General features: G+C 74.2%; 16 protein-coding genes, 1 tRNA gene and 1 pseudogene. 11 read left to right on the top strand and 7 right to left on the bottom strand.

The window, feature by feature from the left end; genetic code table 11:
- Positions 1-160 precede the first annotated feature (160 nt).
- The 5 genes from ACIQU4_RS17525 to ACIQU4_RS17505 form a co-directional block, all read right to left on the bottom strand.
- Complete coding sequence (locus ACIQU4_RS17525) at positions 161-1,453, bottom strand: hypothetical protein (protein WP_403730919.1); 1,293 nt, start codon at positions 1,451-1,453, stop codon at positions 161-163.
- 383 nt (positions 1,454-1,836) lie between these two features.
- Positions 1,837-3,042 carry a S8 family peptidase gene (locus tag ACIQU4_RS17520; RefSeq protein ID WP_403730916.1) on the bottom strand — a complete coding sequence of 402 codons (1,206 nt, stop codon included), beginning with the start codon at positions 3,040-3,042 and terminating at the stop codon, positions 1,837-1,839.
- A 125-nt stretch (positions 3,043-3,167) separates the two neighbouring features.
- Entirely contained in the window at positions 3,168-3,581 is a 414-nt protein-coding gene (locus ACIQU4_RS17515) for a GNAT family N-acetyltransferase (protein ID WP_403730913.1), read from the bottom strand.
- Positions 3,582-3,660: 79 nt separating this feature from the next.
- Positions 3,661-4,359, bottom strand: coding sequence for a 4'-phosphopantetheinyl transferase family protein (locus ACIQU4_RS17510; protein ID WP_403730910.1), 699 nt, complete (start codon positions 4,357-4,359; stop codon positions 3,661-3,663).
- Positions 4,360-4,426: 67 nt separating this feature from the next.
- Positions 4,427-4,945, bottom strand: coding sequence for a hypothetical protein (locus tag ACIQU4_RS17505; RefSeq protein ID WP_403730907.1), 519 nt, complete (start codon positions 4,943-4,945; stop codon positions 4,427-4,429).
- Between the two features lie 282 nt (positions 4,946-5,227).
- Between ACIQU4_RS17505 and ACIQU4_RS17500 the strand changes: the two genes are divergently transcribed.
- The 6 genes and pseudogenes from ACIQU4_RS17500 to ACIQU4_RS17475 all read left to right on the top strand — a co-directional run bounded on the left by ACIQU4_RS17500 (position 5,228) and on the right by ACIQU4_RS17475 (position 8,790).
- Positions 5,228-5,710 carry a phospholipase gene (locus tag ACIQU4_RS17500; RefSeq protein ID WP_403730904.1) on the top strand — a complete coding sequence of 161 codons (483 nt, stop codon included), beginning with the start codon at positions 5,228-5,230 and terminating at the stop codon, positions 5,708-5,710.
- Positions 5,711-6,098: 388 nt separating this feature from the next.
- Positions 6,099-6,476, top strand: coding sequence for a hypothetical protein (locus ACIQU4_RS17495; protein ID WP_403730901.1), 378 nt, complete (start codon positions 6,099-6,101; stop codon positions 6,474-6,476).
- The gene (locus ACIQU4_RS17490; RefSeq protein ID WP_403730899.1) at positions 6,473-6,862 is read left to right on the top strand and encodes a hypothetical protein; all 390 of its coding nucleotides are present in this window, start codon (positions 6,473-6,475) and stop codon (positions 6,860-6,862) included. Before ACIQU4_RS17495 ends, ACIQU4_RS17490 begins: the two co-directional genes overlap by 4 nt.
- Positions 6,863-6,875: 13 nt before the next feature.
- Positions 6,876-7,220: a hypothetical protein gene (locus tag ACIQU4_RS17485; protein ID WP_403730896.1), complete on the top strand. Its 345-nt coding sequence runs from the start codon at positions 6,876-6,878 to the stop codon at positions 7,218-7,220.
- Positions 7,217-7,408, top strand: a complete 192-nt coding sequence (locus tag ACIQU4_RS17480) for an LPXTG cell wall anchor domain-containing protein (protein WP_403730893.1) — start codon at positions 7,217-7,219, stop codon at positions 7,406-7,408. Before ACIQU4_RS17485 ends, ACIQU4_RS17480 begins: the two co-directional genes overlap by 4 nt.
- Positions 7,409-7,966: 558 nt before the next feature.
- A pseudogene (locus ACIQU4_RS17475) lies at positions 7,967-8,790 on the top strand (phosphate ABC transporter ATP-binding protein).
- Here ACIQU4_RS17475 and ACIQU4_RS17470 read toward each other — a convergent pair.
- Both ACIQU4_RS17470 and ACIQU4_RS17465 read right to left on the bottom strand, forming a co-directional pair.
- On the bottom strand, positions 8,766-9,530 hold the full coding sequence (locus ACIQU4_RS17470) for a class I SAM-dependent methyltransferase (protein WP_403730890.1): 765 nt from the start codon (positions 9,528-9,530) through the stop codon (positions 8,766-8,768). The pseudogene ACIQU4_RS17475 and the gene ACIQU4_RS17470 overlap by 25 nt on opposite strands.
- A gap of 194 nt (positions 9,531-9,724) precedes the next feature.
- Positions 9,725-9,797 (bottom strand) — tRNA-Arg (locus tag ACIQU4_RS17465).
- Between the two features lie 332 nt (positions 9,798-10,129).
- Here ACIQU4_RS17465 and ACIQU4_RS17460 point away from each other — a divergent pair.
- The 5 genes from ACIQU4_RS17460 to ACIQU4_RS17440 all read left to right on the top strand — a co-directional run bounded on the left by ACIQU4_RS17460 (position 10,130) and on the right by ACIQU4_RS17440 (position 17,133).
- On the top strand, positions 10,130-11,743 hold the full coding sequence (locus ACIQU4_RS17460) for an ATP-binding protein (protein WP_403730979.1): 1,614 nt from the start codon (positions 10,130-10,132) through the stop codon (positions 11,741-11,743).
- Positions 11,744-11,747: 4 nt separating this feature from the next.
- A complete protein-coding gene (locus ACIQU4_RS17455; protein WP_403730887.1) occupies positions 11,748-13,622 on the top strand; it encodes a GTPase in 1,875 nt (624 codons plus the stop codon).
- Between the two features lie 98 nt (positions 13,623-13,720).
- The gene (locus tag ACIQU4_RS17450; protein WP_403730884.1) at positions 13,721-14,128 is read left to right on the top strand and encodes a single-stranded DNA-binding protein; all 408 of its coding nucleotides are present in this window, start codon (positions 13,721-13,723) and stop codon (positions 14,126-14,128) included.
- 212 nt (positions 14,129-14,340) lie between these two features.
- Positions 14,341-15,537: a thioester domain-containing protein gene (locus tag ACIQU4_RS17445; protein WP_403730882.1), complete on the top strand. Its 1,197-nt coding sequence runs from the start codon at positions 14,341-14,343 to the stop codon at positions 15,535-15,537.
- Between the two features lie 111 nt (positions 15,538-15,648).
- Complete coding sequence (locus ACIQU4_RS17440) at positions 15,649-17,133, top strand: bifunctional phosphatase PAP2/diacylglycerol kinase family protein (RefSeq protein ID WP_403730879.1); 1,485 nt, start codon at positions 15,649-15,651, stop codon at positions 17,131-17,133.
- The last annotated feature ends 36 nt before the right edge of the window (positions 17,134-17,169 follow it).

Below are 17,169 nucleotides of genomic sequence, written 5' to 3'. Positions count from 1 at the left end.
GGGGGGGGGGGGGGGGGGGGGGGGGGGGGGGGGGGGGGGGGGGGGGGGGGGGGGGGGGGGGGGGGGGGGGGGGGGGGGGGGGGGGGGGGGGGGGGCGGGGGGGGGGGGGGGGGGGGGGCCGGGCCCCCCCCACCACCCTGGGTGCACTGTTCCTGCCGGGTCAGGCGATCGAGAAGGTGACGACCGTCTGGTAGGTGTCGGCGAACATGAACGGCGGGAGCTGGATCATCCCGGCGCCGCCGACGGCGAACTCACCACCGGTCAGCTCGTCCCCGCCGGCCGCCTGCGAGGCCACCTTCATCGGGGTCTCGGAGATCGCGCCGGGCGTGCCCGCGGTGCAGGTGCTCGGGCTGTCCGGGTTGGTCACGGTGCAGGACGGCTGGATGCCGATCTGCGCCTTCGCCATCGAGTGGCCGGTCGCCTGGTTCAGGAAGGGCGTGCGGGTCGCCGTCACGTCCCAGCCGAGGGTGCCGCCGCGGAAGTCCTGGACGGTCGCGGCGTTGAACACGCCGACCACCGACTGGGCCTTGCCGTTGATGGTGACCGAGGGGAAGGCGACGGCCGGCTGGCCGTCCTTCGGGCCGAGCGCCAGCGGGCCGGGGAGGACCTCGATGTCGACCGGGTTCTTCACGCCCGCCTGGTCCTCCAGGTACACGAACGACTTGTACGGGGTGACCGAGCCGTCGATCTTGATGGCGTCGGCCTTCTTGGTGACCGTGATGTTGCAGGTGGCGGCGCCGCTCGCGTCCGCCGTGCCGGTGCCGGTGTCACCGGTCGCCGCGCCCGCGAGGAGGGCGGAGCAGGTGACCGGGCCGGCCGGGAAGTTGGCGCCGCCCACGACGACGGCCGTGCCGGCCTTGCCGCTGTTGGGCGTCAGCTTGGTGGTGACCGGGTCCTTGGGCAGGGCCTCGACGGCGACCGAGCCGAGAGTGGCGCTCGGGCGGGGCGCCGGGGTGCAGGTCGTGGTGAAGACGGAACCGCTGAGGTCAGCGTCGGTGACCGCCAGGTCGAGCTTGACGTCGACCGCGGTGCCCTCAGTGCCGTCCGGGATCTTGATGGTTCCGGAGAAGGACTTCGGGTCGAGCGGGGTGCCGGCGACGACGCTGACGGTCTCGGGCGGGCTGGTGACGACCTGGGTGGTCGTGCCCACCTTGAGGGTGATCTTGGTGGTGTTCACCGTCGTGACGGAGAAGCCGGGGATCAGCGGGCTCGCACCCGGGTCGATCGTGATCGGTACGACGTCTCCGGCCTTGGCCGTGTCGGGCACGGTGATCGTGTAGTTCTGGTTGCCCGAACCGTCAGGCTGCGGTGCCGGGGCGTCGCAGTTCTCGAAGACGGGGGTGGTCACGGTCGCCGCCTGGGCGGTGCCGGTCAGGCCCACCACGCCGCCCGTCAGCGCGAGGGACAGGGCGCCCGCCCCGGCCAGAATTCTTCGTCGGAACGTTGTACTCACTGGGTCGCGACTCCTTCGTCAGACGAACCCCTCCCCCCACCCGCTGTGTGGGGGAGGCCGAGCCGGTGCGGTGGCCGACATTGACGCGTCGCGGTGATGAGAAGTCAATGACTTGCTTTCGCCCGAAGCACACAGAAATTGATGTCCCATCAGGCCGGGTCGTCAGGGGTGCGGGGCGGGTGGGATGGGTGGGGTGCGGGCGGGCGGCTGACCCGGGCGTCGAGCTGGGGTCTGAGCTGGCGTTTGAGCTGGGGTTTGAGCTGGGGTTTGAGCTGGAGGGTGAGCTGAGTGTTGACCCGGGCGCAGGGGATGTTTCGGATCACGCCGGTCAAGCCCGCCGGTCGGGTCCGCGGGCTTGACCGGCGTGATCCGAAAGAGGCGGTCTAGCCCGTGGCCGGCGGGTGGTTCAGGAGCAGGTTGGCCGTGCCGGCCGGGACCCCGGTGAGCCGGTCCCGTACGGCGTCCCGCAGCAGCACGGCGGAGACCTCGGCGGGGGTCTTCGCCGTACCGCCCGCCGCGATGCCCTCGGCCAGGATCAGCGCGGCGACGCCCGCCGCGTGCGGGGCCGCCATGGAGGTGCCGGAGGCGCGGGCGAGGGTGGTGGCCGAGCCCTTCCAGGCCGAGGTGACGGACACGCCCGGCGCGACGAGGTCCACGCAGCTGCCGTAACTGGAGAACGGCGCCCACTGGTCGGCGGCGTCGGCCGCGCCGATCGTGAGCGCCGAGGGGGCGGCGGCGGGGGAGCCGGTGCAGGCATCGTCCCCGGAGTTGCCGGCGGCGACGGTGAAGGTGATCCCGGCGGCGACCGCCCGCGCCACCGCCGCGTCGAGGGCGTAGCTGCGGGTGCCGCCCATGCTCATGTTGGCGACGGCGGGGGTTCCGGGGGCCTTGGCGGCGTCCTTCACCATCCACTCCAGGCCGCCCAGGATGGAGGTCAGGGACGCGGACCCCTTGCAGTTGGCGACCTTGACGCCGACGAGGGAGACCCCCTTCGCCACCCCGTACGTCGCCCCGCCCAGGGTCCCGGCGACGTGCGTGCCGTGGCCGTTGCAGTCGCTGGAGGTCTCCAGGAACACCCCGTTGTAGCCGGTCCGGGCCCGGCCCCCGAACTCCTGGTGGCTCTTGTAGATCCCGGTGTCCACGACGTACGCGGTGACGCCCTGCGCGGTGGTGGCGTACGTGTACGAGCCGTCGAGCGGAAGCGCGGGCTGGTCGATCCGGTCCAGGGACCAGGGCGCCGGGCTCTGCGCGTCGCTGATCCGGAACTCGGCGTCCGGCTCCACCGAGGCCACCCGGGGGTCGGCGGCCAGGGCCTTGGCGCGGGTGGCGGTGGTCCGGACGGCGAAGCCGCTGAGGACGGTGTCGTAGACGTCCCCGACCTGGTCGCCGGAGCCCGTGACCTCGGCGGCCAGGGCCCGGGTCGGGGCGCGGGAGGTGGTGTCCTTGAGGACGACGACGTACGGGGCGGTCGCGGTCGTGGTCGCGGTGTCGGCGGCGGGTGCGGGTGCGGGTGCGGCGTGCGGCGGCAGGGCGGTGGCCGCCGCCAGCAGGGCGGCGGCGGCCGGGAGCAGCGCGGTGAATGCGGTCATGCGCCCGATGCTCGGCGAGCCGCGCCCCGCCCGCGCGGAGGGTGCGCCGACTGGCCCCACGACACGCCGCCGAACGGGGCCCCTGCGTGATCCTGCGTGATCCTGCGTGATCCGGAAGACAGGCGTCAGCCGGAGAGGGGCCAGCCGCGCATGGCGAAGACGCCCTCGTCGCGGGAGCCGGCGGAGGCGTAGGTGGCCAGGGCGGCCTCGTTGTCGGTGTCGACCCCCACCCACATGCCGTAGCAGCCGCGCGCCTTGGCCTCGCCGGCGAGGGCCTCGGTCAGGGCGCGGCCGATGCCGCGCCGCCGGTAGCCCTCGTCGACGGAGAGCTCGTACAGGCACATCTCCGTGCCCTTGTCGGGGTGGCTCATCTCGATTCCGGAGACCATGCCGGCGGGGATGTCGTCCACGTAGGCGATGAGCATCAGGTGTCCCGGCGCGGAGAGGAAGCGCTCGGACCAGTCGAGTCGGGCGGGGCCGTCGAAGAGCCCCTCCGCGGCCTGGAGTTCGGCGACGGTACGGGCGGGGCGGATGTCCATGGCGGTCACCATAGGGCCGCGCGGCGAGCGGCGACCTTGTTTTCGCCCCGGCGTGGCGAGCGCCGCCGGGGGCCTTGCGTCAGGTGCGCAGAGCCAGGGCCGCCGCGTACGCCGGGGGGGCCGGGAGGTCCGTGAGGTGCCAGCCGGGGACCTGGGAAGGTGTGGGGCCCGAGCCGACGTAGGGCTCGGCCAGGCCCAGGGCCAGGCCGGTGCCCGTGCCCTTGAAGTAGGCCTCCTTGCGCGACCACAGGCGGGCCAGCGCCCCCGGCCGTTGCTCCGCGGGCAGCGCGGAGAGCTCCGCCGTCTCCGCCGGATGCAGGGCGGTCAGCACGTCCTGCACCGCCGCCGCGCTCGGGACCGCCTCCACGTCCACGCCGACCGGCACCGCCGCGAACGCGAGGTACGCCAGGTCGTCGCTGTGCGAGAGCGAGAACTGCACCGCGCCTCCCGCCACCGCCGGCCGTCCGTGCGGGCCGTCGCAGCACGGGCAGTCCTCCCGGACCAGGACGACGTCCTGCGGGGCCAGCCCGAGGTAGCCGCCGAGCAGCACCCGCAGCCCCACGTGGGAGGCGAGGTACCGGTGCCGGTCCCCGGCCCGCAGCAGCCGCCCGGCCCGCTCCCGCTCGCCTGCGTCCAGGATCGGCAGCGCGTCTTCGATCCGGTGGCCGCCGACCACGCCGAGCGTGGTGTCCAGGGACCACACCGCCACGGCCGTCCCCGCCGGGGACGCGCCGATCCGCGGGACGTCCTCGCCGAGTCGGTTCACGTACGTACTCACCGGACGAGCGTAGACGAGCGCCGATCTGGGGCCGGCGGGTGCCCGGCCATGAGCCGCCGCACACCTCCTAGCCGCGGGCGTGGGCCGTGGCCGGGGGGTTGTCCTGCGGCTGAGAACCCGGCGACGGGGTGCCGTCGGTCCAGGCGTAGACGCGCTTGCCGCGCACCGCCACCTGGTACTGGTGGACGTCCCGGCATTCGGGCCGCTCCTCGGCCCGAATGCCGTTCGGCCACCACTTGGCGTTCAGCCGCCGCCCGCCCAGGTCCTTCGGCGTGCCCTCCGTGCACTGCGGGCCGTCCAGCGGGGTCGCTCCGAGCGTGAAGCGGATCAGCCTCGCCTCGCCGGTGGTGCGCACCCGTATGCGTATGTCGGTGGCGTCCTTGGGCACCCAGGACGGCAGCGTGAAGGCCGCGTTGCCGCGGGTGGGCGCGTCGGCGGCGGTCGCGAAGTGCTTGCTCTTCTCTTCGAAGACCCGGTCGTTGATGGAGTCGGTCAGCGGGTTGGGCGGGAGGTTGGGCAGCGCCAGGGCGGCGGTGGCGACGACGCCCACGGTGGCGGCGGCGATGACGAGGGGACGGCGGTTCATGTGATCCAGTCTCGGCCGTCCCACCCCCTCGCGCGTCCCTCCGGAGGACGAACCCCTTCTCTGCCGGAAGTCTGATACCGCGTGATACCTGAGAGCTGCACACTCCGGCAACTGGCCCCGAAGGCACCTTCCTTGTCCGCCGCCGAACCCGACACCCGCACCCTGCGAGCGCCGTTATAGCGGCGTTAAGCGGCGCCGATAGGACGTGCCCCGAGGGTGGGACCCGACGCCGTACCGGGGGTACCTCCGGGCGGCCCCCCCACCCCGTCCTGGAGGATTGCCATGCGCCGTCGTCTCGCTCCTCTCCTCGCATCGGCCGCATCGGCCGCCGCGGCCGGTGTGCTCGTCGTCGCCACCCCCGCGTCGGCGGTCCCGGCCGACAAGCCGCAGGTCCTGAGCAGTTGGACGCAGACCAGTGCCGCCAGCTACAACGCCTGGGCCGCCGCGCGCGGCGACCAGGGCAAGTGGGGCACGTACGGGTTCGACTGGTCGACCGACTACTGCTCCTCCTCGCCCGACAACCCCTTCGGTTTCCCCTTCCAGACGTCCTGCGCCCGCCACGACTTCGGCTACCGCAACTACAAGGCCGCAGGTGTATTTCCGGCCAACAAGGCGAGGCTGGACGACGGCCTTTACGCCGACCTCAAGCGCGTGTGCTCGGCGTACTCGGGTGTGAAGAAGGGCTCCTGCGACAGCACCGCGTGGACCTACTACCAGGCCGTCAAGGCCTTCGGCGTCTCCCCGCAGGACGCTCCCGCCGCCTGAGCCCACTCATGATCAACCCAGGCGCCCCTTGATCTCCGGTCCCGCCCGAACCCCCCTCGGGCGGGACCGGCCGGGTTTCGCGCTCCCTCGCGCGCCCCCTTCTCGCGTTCACACGTTCTCCGTTTCTGCTTCACCGATCCGTGTGCCCCAGAGCCCTACGTCCCATGGATTGTCATGGCCGCGGCCATGGGTGGGTGGCCGCTTTCCGGCCACGTACGGCCTGTGGGGAAGGGGGGGCGGTCCGGTGTCTCGACCACGTTTTCTGTTCGTGTCATGGGTGGACGTCGCGCGACGTCGGGCACCTGTACCGGTGCAGGGGAGAGGCTCCGGCGACAGCACCGGCGGCGGTTCCCGCGGCAGCGCCGCTTCCGATGGTTCTCCCGATGCCGTGACCTGGAGGCTCGTCGGCGCCAACAACCACGAACTCGGCCGCAGTCCGCACGTGCACGGCAGCCTCACGGCCTGCTGCGCCGCCGTCGAACAGCTCCAGGGGCACATCGAGCAGGCTTCCCCGCTCGTCGTGATGTCCTCCGGAACCGGCGCCTGGACCTGGCAGCTCGCCCTCGACGAGCACTGCGTCGCCGTCGCCGTCCGCACCTTCCGCCACCAGCGCGAGTGCCGCCACAGCCTCCAGCTGTTCCTGTCGGCCACCGCCGAGGCGCAGGTCGCCTCGCGCGTCACCTACACGCGGCGGCTGCGCGGCCTGTGCCTGTCCGGCGCTGGGGACGCACCGGGGCTCGCCGTCCGCGGAGGCGGCCTCCTGTGATCACCCGCAGCGCCCGGAGCACCACCGTCGTGGCCGACGCGGCAGGCCTCGCCGCCGCGTCCGCGGCCGTCGCCGCCCTCGCGGTGGCGGCCCTGCCCACGGCGGCCCAGGCCGCCCCGACGGGGACGGCGCAGGTCGACCCGGCCACCGGCACGGACACCACCAGCATCGACCTGACCGCCTCGGCGGCCTGCCAGGCGCCCTCCACCAACATCCTGGTGAAGGTGACCGGCAAGGGGTTCCCGGCCGATGGCAAGAACGTGGTCGGCAACTCGCCCATCTCCACGAACGGGCAGGCCCCGTCGGGCGGGATCGTGGTTCCGCTGACGATGACCATGCGCGACTATGCGAACGAGGCGGGCTTCAGCACGCTGGAGGGGCGCTAGACCTGACCGTGGTGTGCCGCAAGGCCTTCGGCACCGAGACGTACGGGGACTTCACCGGCTCGCTCTGGTTCACCTCGAACACCGCGTACCGGGCGACGGACCCGACGAAGCCGAACCCCACGCCGACCCCGACGCCCACGCCGACCCCGACGCCCACGCCGACTCCCACCCCGACGCCCACGCCCACCCCGAACCCGCCCCCGGCCCCGACCCCGGCCCCGACCCCGACCCCCACCCCGAGCGCGACGCCCAGCCCGACCCCCTCGGACTCGACCTCACCGAGCCCGTCGGGCTCGACCTCCGCGTCCCCCTCGCCCAGCGGCAGCCCGACGGGCGGCACTTCGGGCACGGGCGGTGACAGCGTCGGCGTCTCCACCAACGTCTCGGGGCGGCGCCGCCTCCGGCTCCGGCGGCAAGGGCGGCCTCGCCAACACCGGCGCCGACGCCGCCACCGTCGGCTTGCTCGGCGCCGGCCTGGTCGCCGCCGGCGGCCTCGCGGTGTGGTGGGCCCGCCGTCGCGGCCTGCTGACCTTCCCGGGCAACTGACCGGCGGAGCACAGAATATGACCGTCACCTCCGCCCCGCCGGCGGACGTGCAGCCCGACCCCGACCCCGCGCCCGTCCCCGCCGCCGCCGCAGCCCTGGAGCGGGGCGAGACCCTCACCGTCACGACCGGCCAGGGGGAGCACGAGTACCGGGTGCTGGGCGTCCGCCGCGCCGGCGACCCGAAGCCCGCCAAGCCGGCCGCGGGTGCGGGCCGGCTGACCTTGATGACCGCGAGCGGGACCCCGTACATGCCCGGCGGTGTCCTCCAGGTCGACGCCGAACTCGTCTCGCCCCCGCAGCAGTCCGGCGGGCGCATGCCGGGGCGGCTCGCCGCCGCCGAGGCGCCGATGGCGGGTCAGGCCTCGGCCTGGCTGCCGCTGGTGCTGTGGGGGCAGGCGCTGCTGCTCGCCGCCGCCGCCGCCGCACTGGCCTGGGCCCGGGTCCGCTGGGGCCGCGGTCACACCTGGCTGGTCGGGTCCCCGTACTGGCCGCCCTCGGTCTCGCCGCCGCCGACCAGGCCGCTCTCCTCCTGCCCAACCTCCTGTGAACGAGGCCCTGATGTCCCAGACCATCGAACTCCCCGCCGTGTCCGCGACCGCGGGATCCTCCTCCCTCGACGCCCGGGACATCTCGGCCTGGTTCGGCGGCCGCAAGGTTCTGGGCCGGGTCTCGCTGGCGATGCCCGGCGGTCGGGTGACGGCGCTGATCGGCCCCTCGGGCTGCGGCAAGTCCACGTTCCTGCGCATCCTGAACCGGATGCACGAGCTGATCCCGGGCGCCGAACTGGCCGGGGAGGTGCTGCTGGACGGCGAGGACATCTACGCCCGCGGCCGCCGCCTCACCGATGCCCGCCGCCGGATCGGCATGGTCTTCCAGAAGCCGAACCCGTTCCCGGCGATGTCGGTGTACGACAACGTCACGGCGGGCCTGAAGCTGACGGGAATCCGTGCGAGCGGCAGGATGAAGGACGACCTGGTGGAGGAATACCTGACCAAGGCCGGGCTGTGGAAGGAGGTCCGCGACCGCCTCCGCCAGCCGGGCGGAGCGGAGCCCTCTCGGGCGGTCAGCAGCAGCGTCTGTGCATCGCCCGCTCCCTGGCGGTGCGCCCGCAGATCCTGCTGATGGACGAGCCCTGCTCGGCGCTGGACCCCACCTCCACGCGCCGCATCGAGGAGACGATCCGGGAGCTGGCCGAGGAGGTCACCATCGTGATTGTCACGCACAACATGCAGCAGGCGGCCCGTGTCTCGGACCAGTGCGCCTTCTTCCTCGCGGAACAGGGCACCCCGGGCCACATCGTCGAACACGGCCCGACGGAGGCGATGTTCTCCACCCCGGCGGATCCCCGCACGTCGGACTACGTCCAGGGCCGTTTCGGCTGAGCCGCCACCCGCGCGACCCGCAGGTCGACGAGGTAGTGCTCGTGGACGGTCCCCTCGGGGAACAGCGCTCGCAGCCGCTCCCTCTCCCCGTCCAGGAACTCATCGGTCCCGGGGCGTCCGATCAGGAAGAGGGAGTGCGTCGCCAACTTGGCGAGATGGGCGTCGATCGTGATCCGGCGGGACCAGCGCAACAGCCGGGTGGTGAACTCCAAACCGTTCTGCGACCGGGGATGTTCGTTGACGTACCAACCGGGACCGAATCCCTCCTCGATCCGCGCCTGCTGTCCGGCGATCCACTCGACGCCGACGTCGGGGTCGTTCGACCAGACGGCCAGCGCCCCGCCGGGGCGCAGCACGCGCAGGGCTTCCGGCCCGGACCGGGCCGGATCGGTCCAGTGCCAGGACTGCGCGTACGTAAGCAGGTCAAGGGAGCCCGGAGCAAAGGGGAGCCGATCCCCCTCACCCCGTACGAGCGGAACGCGCGGGTGACGCCGCCGGAACTCCGCGGCCATCGCGGCCCCCGGCTCGACCCCGACGACCCGTGCCCCGCGGGCGTGCAGCAACCCGGTGGCGATCCCGGTCCCCGCCCCCACATCGGCAACCCGGGCCCCGGCCAGCGCCACCCCGGAGAGCTCCTCCAAGGCATCCGGCAGCGCGTCGGGATACGAGGGCCGGTAGTCCCCGTACCGCCCGGCCGCCACCCCGAACGACCGCGCCCGCTCACCAGATCCACTCGTCACCCACCCACCCTCCCGCACCCTCCCCCTCCCACACCAGGGCACACGGGGGCGATGGCCGGTCTCGCCCCCTTCCGAAAGGCCTCGGAGGGCGCGAGATCCGCGGTGTGCGGCAGCGCTGCCCGCGTCCTGCCGGGGTGCCGCCGGCCAGCAGAAAGGCCCCCACGGAGGAGGGCCTGAGGTGGAGAAGTGGAGAGTGCCCCCGGCAGGACTCGAACCTGCGGCCAAGTGCTTAGAAGGCACCTGCTCTATCCACTGAGCTACGGGGGCCGGAAGGTGGCCGTGGTGGCCTGGAGCCCCGGGGTGGGGGTGGGACTCTCGTCCGGACCGGGTCAAGGATAGGGCTCCGGCCGCCTTGTCCTGGTTGCTTCACCCGCGTGCCACGATGTGGAGGTTCGGTGAAGCGGTCCCGATAATCGCAGGCGGGTGCGATTCTCGCACCGCTTTTGCGCCGCGGCGCCCCTGGTGTTGTGCACTCGTTATGCCTGAGTCCCACTCGTCCGGTGTGCCCGAAAGGTCCCACTGAACTCGCGATCGGCGCGCAGAGGGCGTATAAGCTTCAAAAATGGTCCCAAATTGGGCATTCTTCGCATGTGGTGACCTTGGATGTTCGGCCTCAGCTGCTCGATGCCCTGTCCGCCCTGCGCGACCGGGTCGCGTCCGTGCGTCTGCCGCTGCCCCTGCCCGGCGCCCCGCGCGCCCGCCAGACCAGAGCCGAGCTGCTCGCGCAGCTCGACGACTACCTCGTACCCCGGCTGAAGGCGCCCGAGGCGCCGCTGCTCGCCGTCGTCGGCGGGTCCACCGGGGCCGGTAAGTCCACTCTCGTCAACTCCCTCGTGGGACGCCAAGTGAGTGAGGCCGGCGTCCTGCGGCCCACCACCCGCATCCCCGTACTCGTCTGCCATCCGGATGACCATCACTGGTTCGCCGGCATGCGGGTGCTCCCCGATCTGATGCGGGTCTGGGCCCCGCCCGGCGAGGACGACCCCCTCCCCGGACCCCACCGCGGCTCCCCCCGCGGATCCCGGAACTCCGCCGCCACCCGCGAACTGCGCATCGAGACCGTCGCCGGCCTCCCGCGCGGGCTCGCCATCCTCGACGCCCCCGACATCGACTCCCTCGTGGTCGAGAACCGGACGCTCGCCGCGCAGCTCATCTGCGCCGCCGACATCTGGGTCATGGTCACCACCGCCTCGCGGTACGCCGACGCCGTCCCCTGGCACCTGCTGCGCACCGCCAAGCAGTACAAGGCCACCCTGAGCATCGTCCTCGACCGGGTCCCGCACCAGGTGCTCGCCGAGGTCTCGCGCCAGTACGGGGCCCTGCTCACCCGGGCCGGGCTGGGCGACGTACCGCGCTTCACGGTGCCCGAGCTGCCCGAGTCGGCCGGCGGGGGCGGGCTGCTGCCCGCCAGCGCCGTCGCCCCGCTCTTCGCGTGGCTCGCCCACCACGTGCAGGACCCCGCCGCCCGCCAGTACGCCGTCGGGCGGACCGCGCTCGGCGCGCTGGACTCCCTCGGGCGGCGCATGCCGGAGCTGGCATCCGCCGTCGCCGCCCAGCACGCCGCCGCCGTACGGCTGACCTCGGCCGTCGAGGACGCGTACAAGAGGGAGGGCAAGCGGGTCCGGGGCCGCCTCGACCAGGGCGCCGTACTGGCCGGGGACGCGCTGACGCGGTGGCGCGGCTACCCCCTCGACACGAGCGCCGACGAACTGCTCGACTCGCTCGCCGAGTCGCTCGCCGCGCTGCTCCAGTGCGCCGTGGCCGCCGCCGACGAGCGGATCGCCCAGGCCTGGCGGCGCGAGCCGGCCGCCGGGGCGGTGCAGCTGCCCGCGCCCGACCGGGAGGCGGCGGAACGTATCGGCATGGCCGTACGGCGCTGGCGGCGCGTACTGGAGGAACTCGCCGAGGAAGAGGTCGCCCGGCTCGACAAGCAGCCCGCACCCGACCCGGACGGGGTCGCCGCCCTCCTCGTCGCGGCCCTCCTCGGCGGCAAACGGGCCCGGCCCGCCGGGGAGAAGCTCGCCGAGCGGATCGGCGTACAGGCCGCCGTACGACTGCGCGACCGGGGCGGCGAACTGGTCGCCGAACACCTGGAGCAGGTGCTGCGCGCCGAACGGGACCGCCGGCTGGCCCCGCTGGAGGCGCTCGAAGTGACGCCGGAACCGCAGGCCGAGCTGATCGCCGCGCTGTCCCTACTGCAGAAGGAGAGGTGACGCGGTGACCGCCTTGACCGACCGCGACCGCACCGAAGACCGCTGGGACGACGGATTCATCGCACGTTCGCGCCGACCGGGCGCGGGCGCCGGCGTTGGCGTCGACGTCGAGGACCGCGGCGAGGGGGACGACGGAGGCGACGGGAGCGACGACGCGCTCATCCGCGCCGTCTCCGGCGCCGGAAACGACGGCGGCAAGGCGCCCTCGCCGCCGCTCAGCCCCGAAGGACAGGCACTGCGCACCCGCCTCGAAGCGCTGCGCCAGCTGGTCGGGCTCTCACGGACCCGGCTCGACGGCAAGACCCTCGCCGAGGCCGGCCGGGTGCTCGACGAGGCGGCGGCGCGGCGCGGGCTGTCGCCGCAGCACACGGTCGTCGCGATCGCCGGAGCCACCGGAAGCGGCAAGTCCACGCTCTTCAATTCACTCGCCGGAGTGCAGATTTCCGAGACGGGGCTACGCAGGCCGACGACCGCCGCGCCCATCGCGTGCAGCTGGTCCGACGGCGCCGCCGGGCTGCTCGACCGCCTGGAGATCCCGGGCCGGCTGCGCCGCCGGCCGCGCGAGACCTCCGAGGCCGGGGCGCTGCGCGGGATGGTCCTGGTGGACCTCCCGGACCTGGACTCCGCGGTCGGCGCCCACCGCGACCACGTGGACCGGGTGCTCGCCCTGGTCGACGCGGTGGTGTGGGTGGTCGACCCGGAGAAGTACGCCGACGCCGTGCTGCACGAGCGGTACCTGCGGCCGCTGGCCGGGCACGCCGAGGTGACGTTCGTCGTGCTGAACCAGGTGGACCGGCTGCCCGGCGAGTCGGCCGACCTCGTACTGGACGACCTGCGGCGGCTGCTCGACGACGACGGCATCGCGCTCGGCGAGCACGACGAGCCCGGCGCCACCGTCCTCGGGCTGTCCGCGCTGACCGGCGAGGGCGTCGGGGAACTCCGCGATCTCCTCGCACAATTCACCCAGGAGAAGGGCGCCGCGACCCGCAGGATCTCCGCCGATGTCGACCGGGCCGCCGGGCGCCTGCGCCCGCTGTACGTGGCCGACGGCCATCCGTCGCCGGAGATCGGGGAGGCGGCGCGCGCCGAGTTCGAGGACCGGCTCGCGGAGGCGGTCGGGGCGTACGCGGCCGGGCTCGCCGCCGAACGGGCCTGGCGGCGCAATGCCGGGAAGGCCTGCGGCACGCCGTGGCTGCGGCTGTGGCGGTGGTACGAGGGCCGGCGCGCCCCGCGCACGCTGGCCGGGCTGGCCGGCCTCGCGGTGATCGGCGGCAGCCGGGGCCAGGTGGGCGCGGAGGCGCCGGCCGAGGAGGAGGTGACCGCGCGCCAGCGGGTGGAGCAGGCCGTACGGGCGGTGGCCGACGCGGCGGCCGACGGGCTGCCCGACGCCTGGGAGCAGGCGGTACGGGAGACCGCGGTGCGCGGAGCCGAGCAGCTCCCGGAGGCGCTGGACGAGATCGCGGTGACGCTGGGGTCGGCGGTCACGGTGCCCAGCGCCAGGCCGCCGCGGCCGACGTGGTGGCCGGCGGCGGTGCTGGCGCAGGCGGCGATGACGCTGCTGCAGATCTACGGCGGCCTGTGGCTGGTCGGGCAGATCGTCGGGGTCCTTCAGCCGCGTCTGATGCCGCCGGTGCTGCTGATGGTGGCGGGCATCGTCGGCGGGCCGCTGGTGGAGTGGGCCTGCTCGATCGCCGCCCGGGGCCCGGCGAGGCGGTACGGGCAGGACGCGGAGCGGCGGCTGCGGCAGGCTGCGGCCGGCTGCGGGCGGGCCCGGGTGCTGGAGCCGGTGGCGGCGGAGCTGCTGCGCTACCGGGAGGTGCGCGAGCAGTACGCGACCGTGGCCGCAGGGGGGACGAAGTTGTCCACAACCCGCGAGTAATCCACAGGCCGGAGCGGGATTCGGGGGGTCGCGCCAGCATGGGTCGTACCTCGTGCGGATGGTCCGTGCGGGTACGGATGTGGGGGAGGGCCGCCGGGATGAACGACACCCTGGTGACGCTGGTCGGTTATGTGGCCACGCAGATCGACTACAAGGAGACGGTGACCGGGCCGTCGGCGCGGTTCCGGTTCGCCGTGACGCCGCGGTACTTCGACCGGCGCAAGGACGTGTGGGCGGACGGGCCGACCAGCTTCTACACGGTGTGGGCGCGGCGCGCGCTCGCGGTGAACCTGGCCGGTTCCGTCGCGGTGGGAGAGCCGCTGGTGGTGCACGGGCGGCTGCGGGTTCGGGACGATCCGCCCGACGGGGAGGGCAACCGGTGGTTCTCCGCGGATATCGACGCGACCGCCATCGGGCACGACCTGAACCGGGGGACGGCGGCATTCCGCCGGGTCGTCAAGGCGGACCCGCCACTGATGGTCACTCAGAAGGCGGCGGTGGTCTGAGTGTTCGAGGCGGTTAGGATTCCCCGGTACTCACGGGCACCTGGGTCATTGGCCCGAAGGGGAAGACTGTGTCGATTGCCGTTCCCGCATCCTCCGCTCCTGATTCCGCTCCTTCTTCGCTTGGTTCTTCCGCTACTCCTTCCGATACGCCTTGCGTTAGGCCTTCCGTCGCTTCCGCACCACCTGCCGCTGCCGTTACGCCTGCCGCGCCTGTGGCGGGGGCGGCTTCCGTACGGGGCTCTGCGCGGCGGCCGTTGGCGGCGGCGCTGCTGGCCGCGGCATTGGCCGCAGCCCCGGGCGCGCGGGCGGCCGCCGACTCCGGGACGCCCGCGCCCCGGACACCGGAGGGCGCGAGCGCCGTGCTGGACGGGCTGAAGACGTACGGGCAGGCGGTCCTGCACGCCAAGGACGGGTCGGTCCGGCAGATTCCGGCCGGGCTGTACGAGATGCGGGTCGACGGCGGCGGGATGCTCCAGACCTACGGGGTCGGAGTGGCGGGCAACGCCCAGCCGCAGGCCCGGTACGCGGAAAGCGGGTGGAGCGGCAGCCTGCTCGCCGGGAACGGGGAGGCGGGCCGGATCCGCTGGGTCCTGGAGCACTCGTATCCGCAGCTGAACGATCTCGCCGGACTGGCGAAGGCGGCCGGGGCCGGGGCCCTGACCGCGGAGAGCGCGGCGGCCGGGACGCAGGTCGCGATCTGGCGGCTGGCGGACGGGGCGCAGGTGGAGGCCGCCGACCCGGCGGCGGAGAAGCTGGCCGACTACCTCCAGCGCTCGGCGGGAAAGCTGCCGGAGCCGCCGGCCTCGCTGGGACTGGATCCCGGGAGCGTGTCGGGGCCGGTGGGCACCCGCCTCGGGCCGGTCACCGTGCGGACGGGCGCGCACAGCGTGACGGTCACCCCGGACGCGGCGGCCGTGGCGATGGGGGTGCGGGTGGTGGACGCCGAGGGGCGACCGGTCAGCACCGCGGCGAACGGGAGCCGGCTGTACTTCGAGGTGCCCGCCGGCACCCCGGACGGCTCGGCGTCGGTCACCGTCCAGGGCTCCACGAAGGTGCCGGTCGGGCGGGTCTTCACCGGTGAGGTGCCGAGCCAGACCCAGATCGTGGCCGGCTCCAGCGAGTCAGCCCTGGCGGCCACGGCGAGCGCGGTCTGGCCGCAGCCGGCGGTCGTCGCGCAGACCGGCACCACGGGCGACGGGCCGGCCGTCACGCAGGCCTCGGCCTCGGCGGCGGCCGCAGCCGCCGCGGCTTCGTCGGAGTCCAGCCCGGACGAGGAGCGCCTGGCCACCAGCGGCAGCTCGGCCGCGACCCCGATCATCGCCTCGCTGGCGGTGGGCCTGGTGGTCCTGGGCGGGCTGGTGGTCCTGCTCCTCCGCAAGCGCCCGCTCGACGAGGAGGACGAGGCGTAGGGGCGTCCGCATCCCCTTGGGGACGGGGCCCATGGGGAGCGGCATGTCGGCCATGAGCTCGCTCGGCGGTCCGCGCTGATTCCGAAGCGGAGGCATGGGTAGACCACGGAGATGGCTGATCAGGAATTGACCTGGCGGGGCGCCGCCGCACGGTGGGACCGGGCGCTGTTCGACGGGGTCGCCCGTCGGCACTGGCCGGCGGCCGACCGGGTGCTGCCGAGGCTGGGGCGGGCCGCCAACCACGGGGTGCTGTGGGGCGGGGCCGCCGCGGCGATCGCGGTTCTCGGCTCGACCCGGGCCCGTAGGGCGGCGCTGTGCGGAGCCGCGTCGCTGGCGCTGGCCTCGGCGACCGTGAACACCGTCGGCAAATGGTCCGTACGCAGGCCCCGGCCGCTGCTGGAGGGGGTGCCCGAGGTGCGGCGGCTCGTGACGCAGCCGTCGACCACCTCGTTCCCGTCCGGTCACTCGGCGTCCGCGTTCGCGTTCACCACCGGCCTGGCGCTGGGAGCCCCGGGCTGGGGGACGGTACTGGCCCCGGTGGCGGCGTCGGTGGCGTTCTCCCGCGTGTACACGGGGGTCCACTACCCGTCCGACGTGGCTGCCGGGGCGGCGCTGGGCGTGGCCGCGGGCCTCGTCGTACGCCGCCTCGCACGCGGCGTGGAGGAAGCGCGGGTCGTTCCCGGCGACGAGCGGACGGCCACCGAGGCGCCCGCGCTGCCGGACGGGGCCGGGCTCACCGTCGTGGTCAACACCGGGTCCGGCACGGCCGCCGCCGCGGGGCTCGACGTACTGCGCGCCCGGCTGCCCAAGGCCGAGGTGGCGGAGTGCGAGGGCCCGGAGCTGCCCGCGCAGCTGGCGGCGGCGGCCGCCCGGTCCACCGTGCTCGGGGTGTGCGGCGGCGACGGCACGGTCAACGCGGCCGCCACCGCCGCGCTGCGGGCCGGGGTGCCGCTGGCCGTGTTCCCCGGCGGCACGCTCAACCACTTCGCGCTGGACCTCGGCCTGGGCGGAGCCGAGGACACCTGCCGCGCCGTCGCCGCCGGCAGCGCGGTCCGGGTCAGCGCGGGCCGCTTCACCCCCGGCCCGGACCCCGAGGACGGCAGCTCCGGGTACTTCCTGAACACCTTCAGCATCGGCGCCTACCCCGAGCTGCTGCGCCACCGCCTGCACTGGGCGCCGCGGATCGGCGGCGGCCCCGCCGCGCTGCTGGCCGCGTGGAGGGTCCTGCGCGCGGAGCGCCCCGTACGGCTCCGGCTGGCCGGGCGGCCCCGGAGCGTCTGGCTCCTCTTCGCCGGCAACGGCACCTACCACGGCACCGGACCGACCCCCCGTCGCCGCGACAGCCTCGGCGAGGGCCTGCTGGACGTCCGTCTCGTCCACGGCGGCGGCCGCCCCGGCCCGCGCCTGCTCGCCGCCGCGTTCACGGGTCCGCTGAGCCGTTCCCCCGTCCACACGGCCACCCGCCTGCGCAGTCTCCGCATCGGCGACATCCCGCCAGGCACCCCGCTCGCGTACGACGGCGAATACACCCCCGCCCCGCCCGCCCTCGTCCTCGACACCCTCCCGGACGCCCTGACGGTCTACCGCCCCCGTTGACCTACGCCCCCGACGGCACGACCTAGGGTCGGGCAG

Origin of the sequence: Streptomyces sp. NPDC090741, from assembly GCF_044769045.1 — a bacterium.
Taxonomy (GTDB): domain Bacteria; phylum Actinomycetota; class Actinomycetes; order Streptomycetales; family Streptomycetaceae; genus Streptomyces.
This window is presented reverse-complemented; position numbering and strand designations above follow the sequence as displayed.

Excerpts from the sequence above, each read along its gene's own strand:
- ACIQU4_RS17520 (WP_403730916.1), bottom strand. The coding sequence starts at position 3,042 with ATGACCGCATTCACCGCGCTGCTCCCGGCCGCCGCCGCCCTGCTGGCG.
- ACIQU4_RS17515 (WP_403730913.1), bottom strand. The coding sequence starts at position 3,581 with ATGGACATCCGCCCCGCCCGTACCGTCGCCGAACTCCAGGCCGCGGAG.
- ACIQU4_RS17505 (WP_403730907.1), bottom strand. The coding sequence starts at position 4,945 with ATGAACCGCCGTCCCCTCGTCATCGCCGCCGCCACCGTGGGCGTCGTC.
- ACIQU4_RS17500 (WP_403730904.1), top strand. The coding sequence starts at position 5,228 with ATGCGCCGTCGTCTCGCTCCTCTCCTCGCATCGGCCGCATCGGCCGCC.
- ACIQU4_RS17450 (WP_403730884.1), top strand. The coding sequence starts at position 13,721 with ATGAACGACACCCTGGTGACGCTGGTCGGTTATGTGGCCACGCAGATC.
- ACIQU4_RS17440 (WP_403730879.1), top strand. The coding sequence starts at position 15,649 with ATGGCTGATCAGGAATTGACCTGGCGGGGCGCCGCCGCACGGTGGGAC.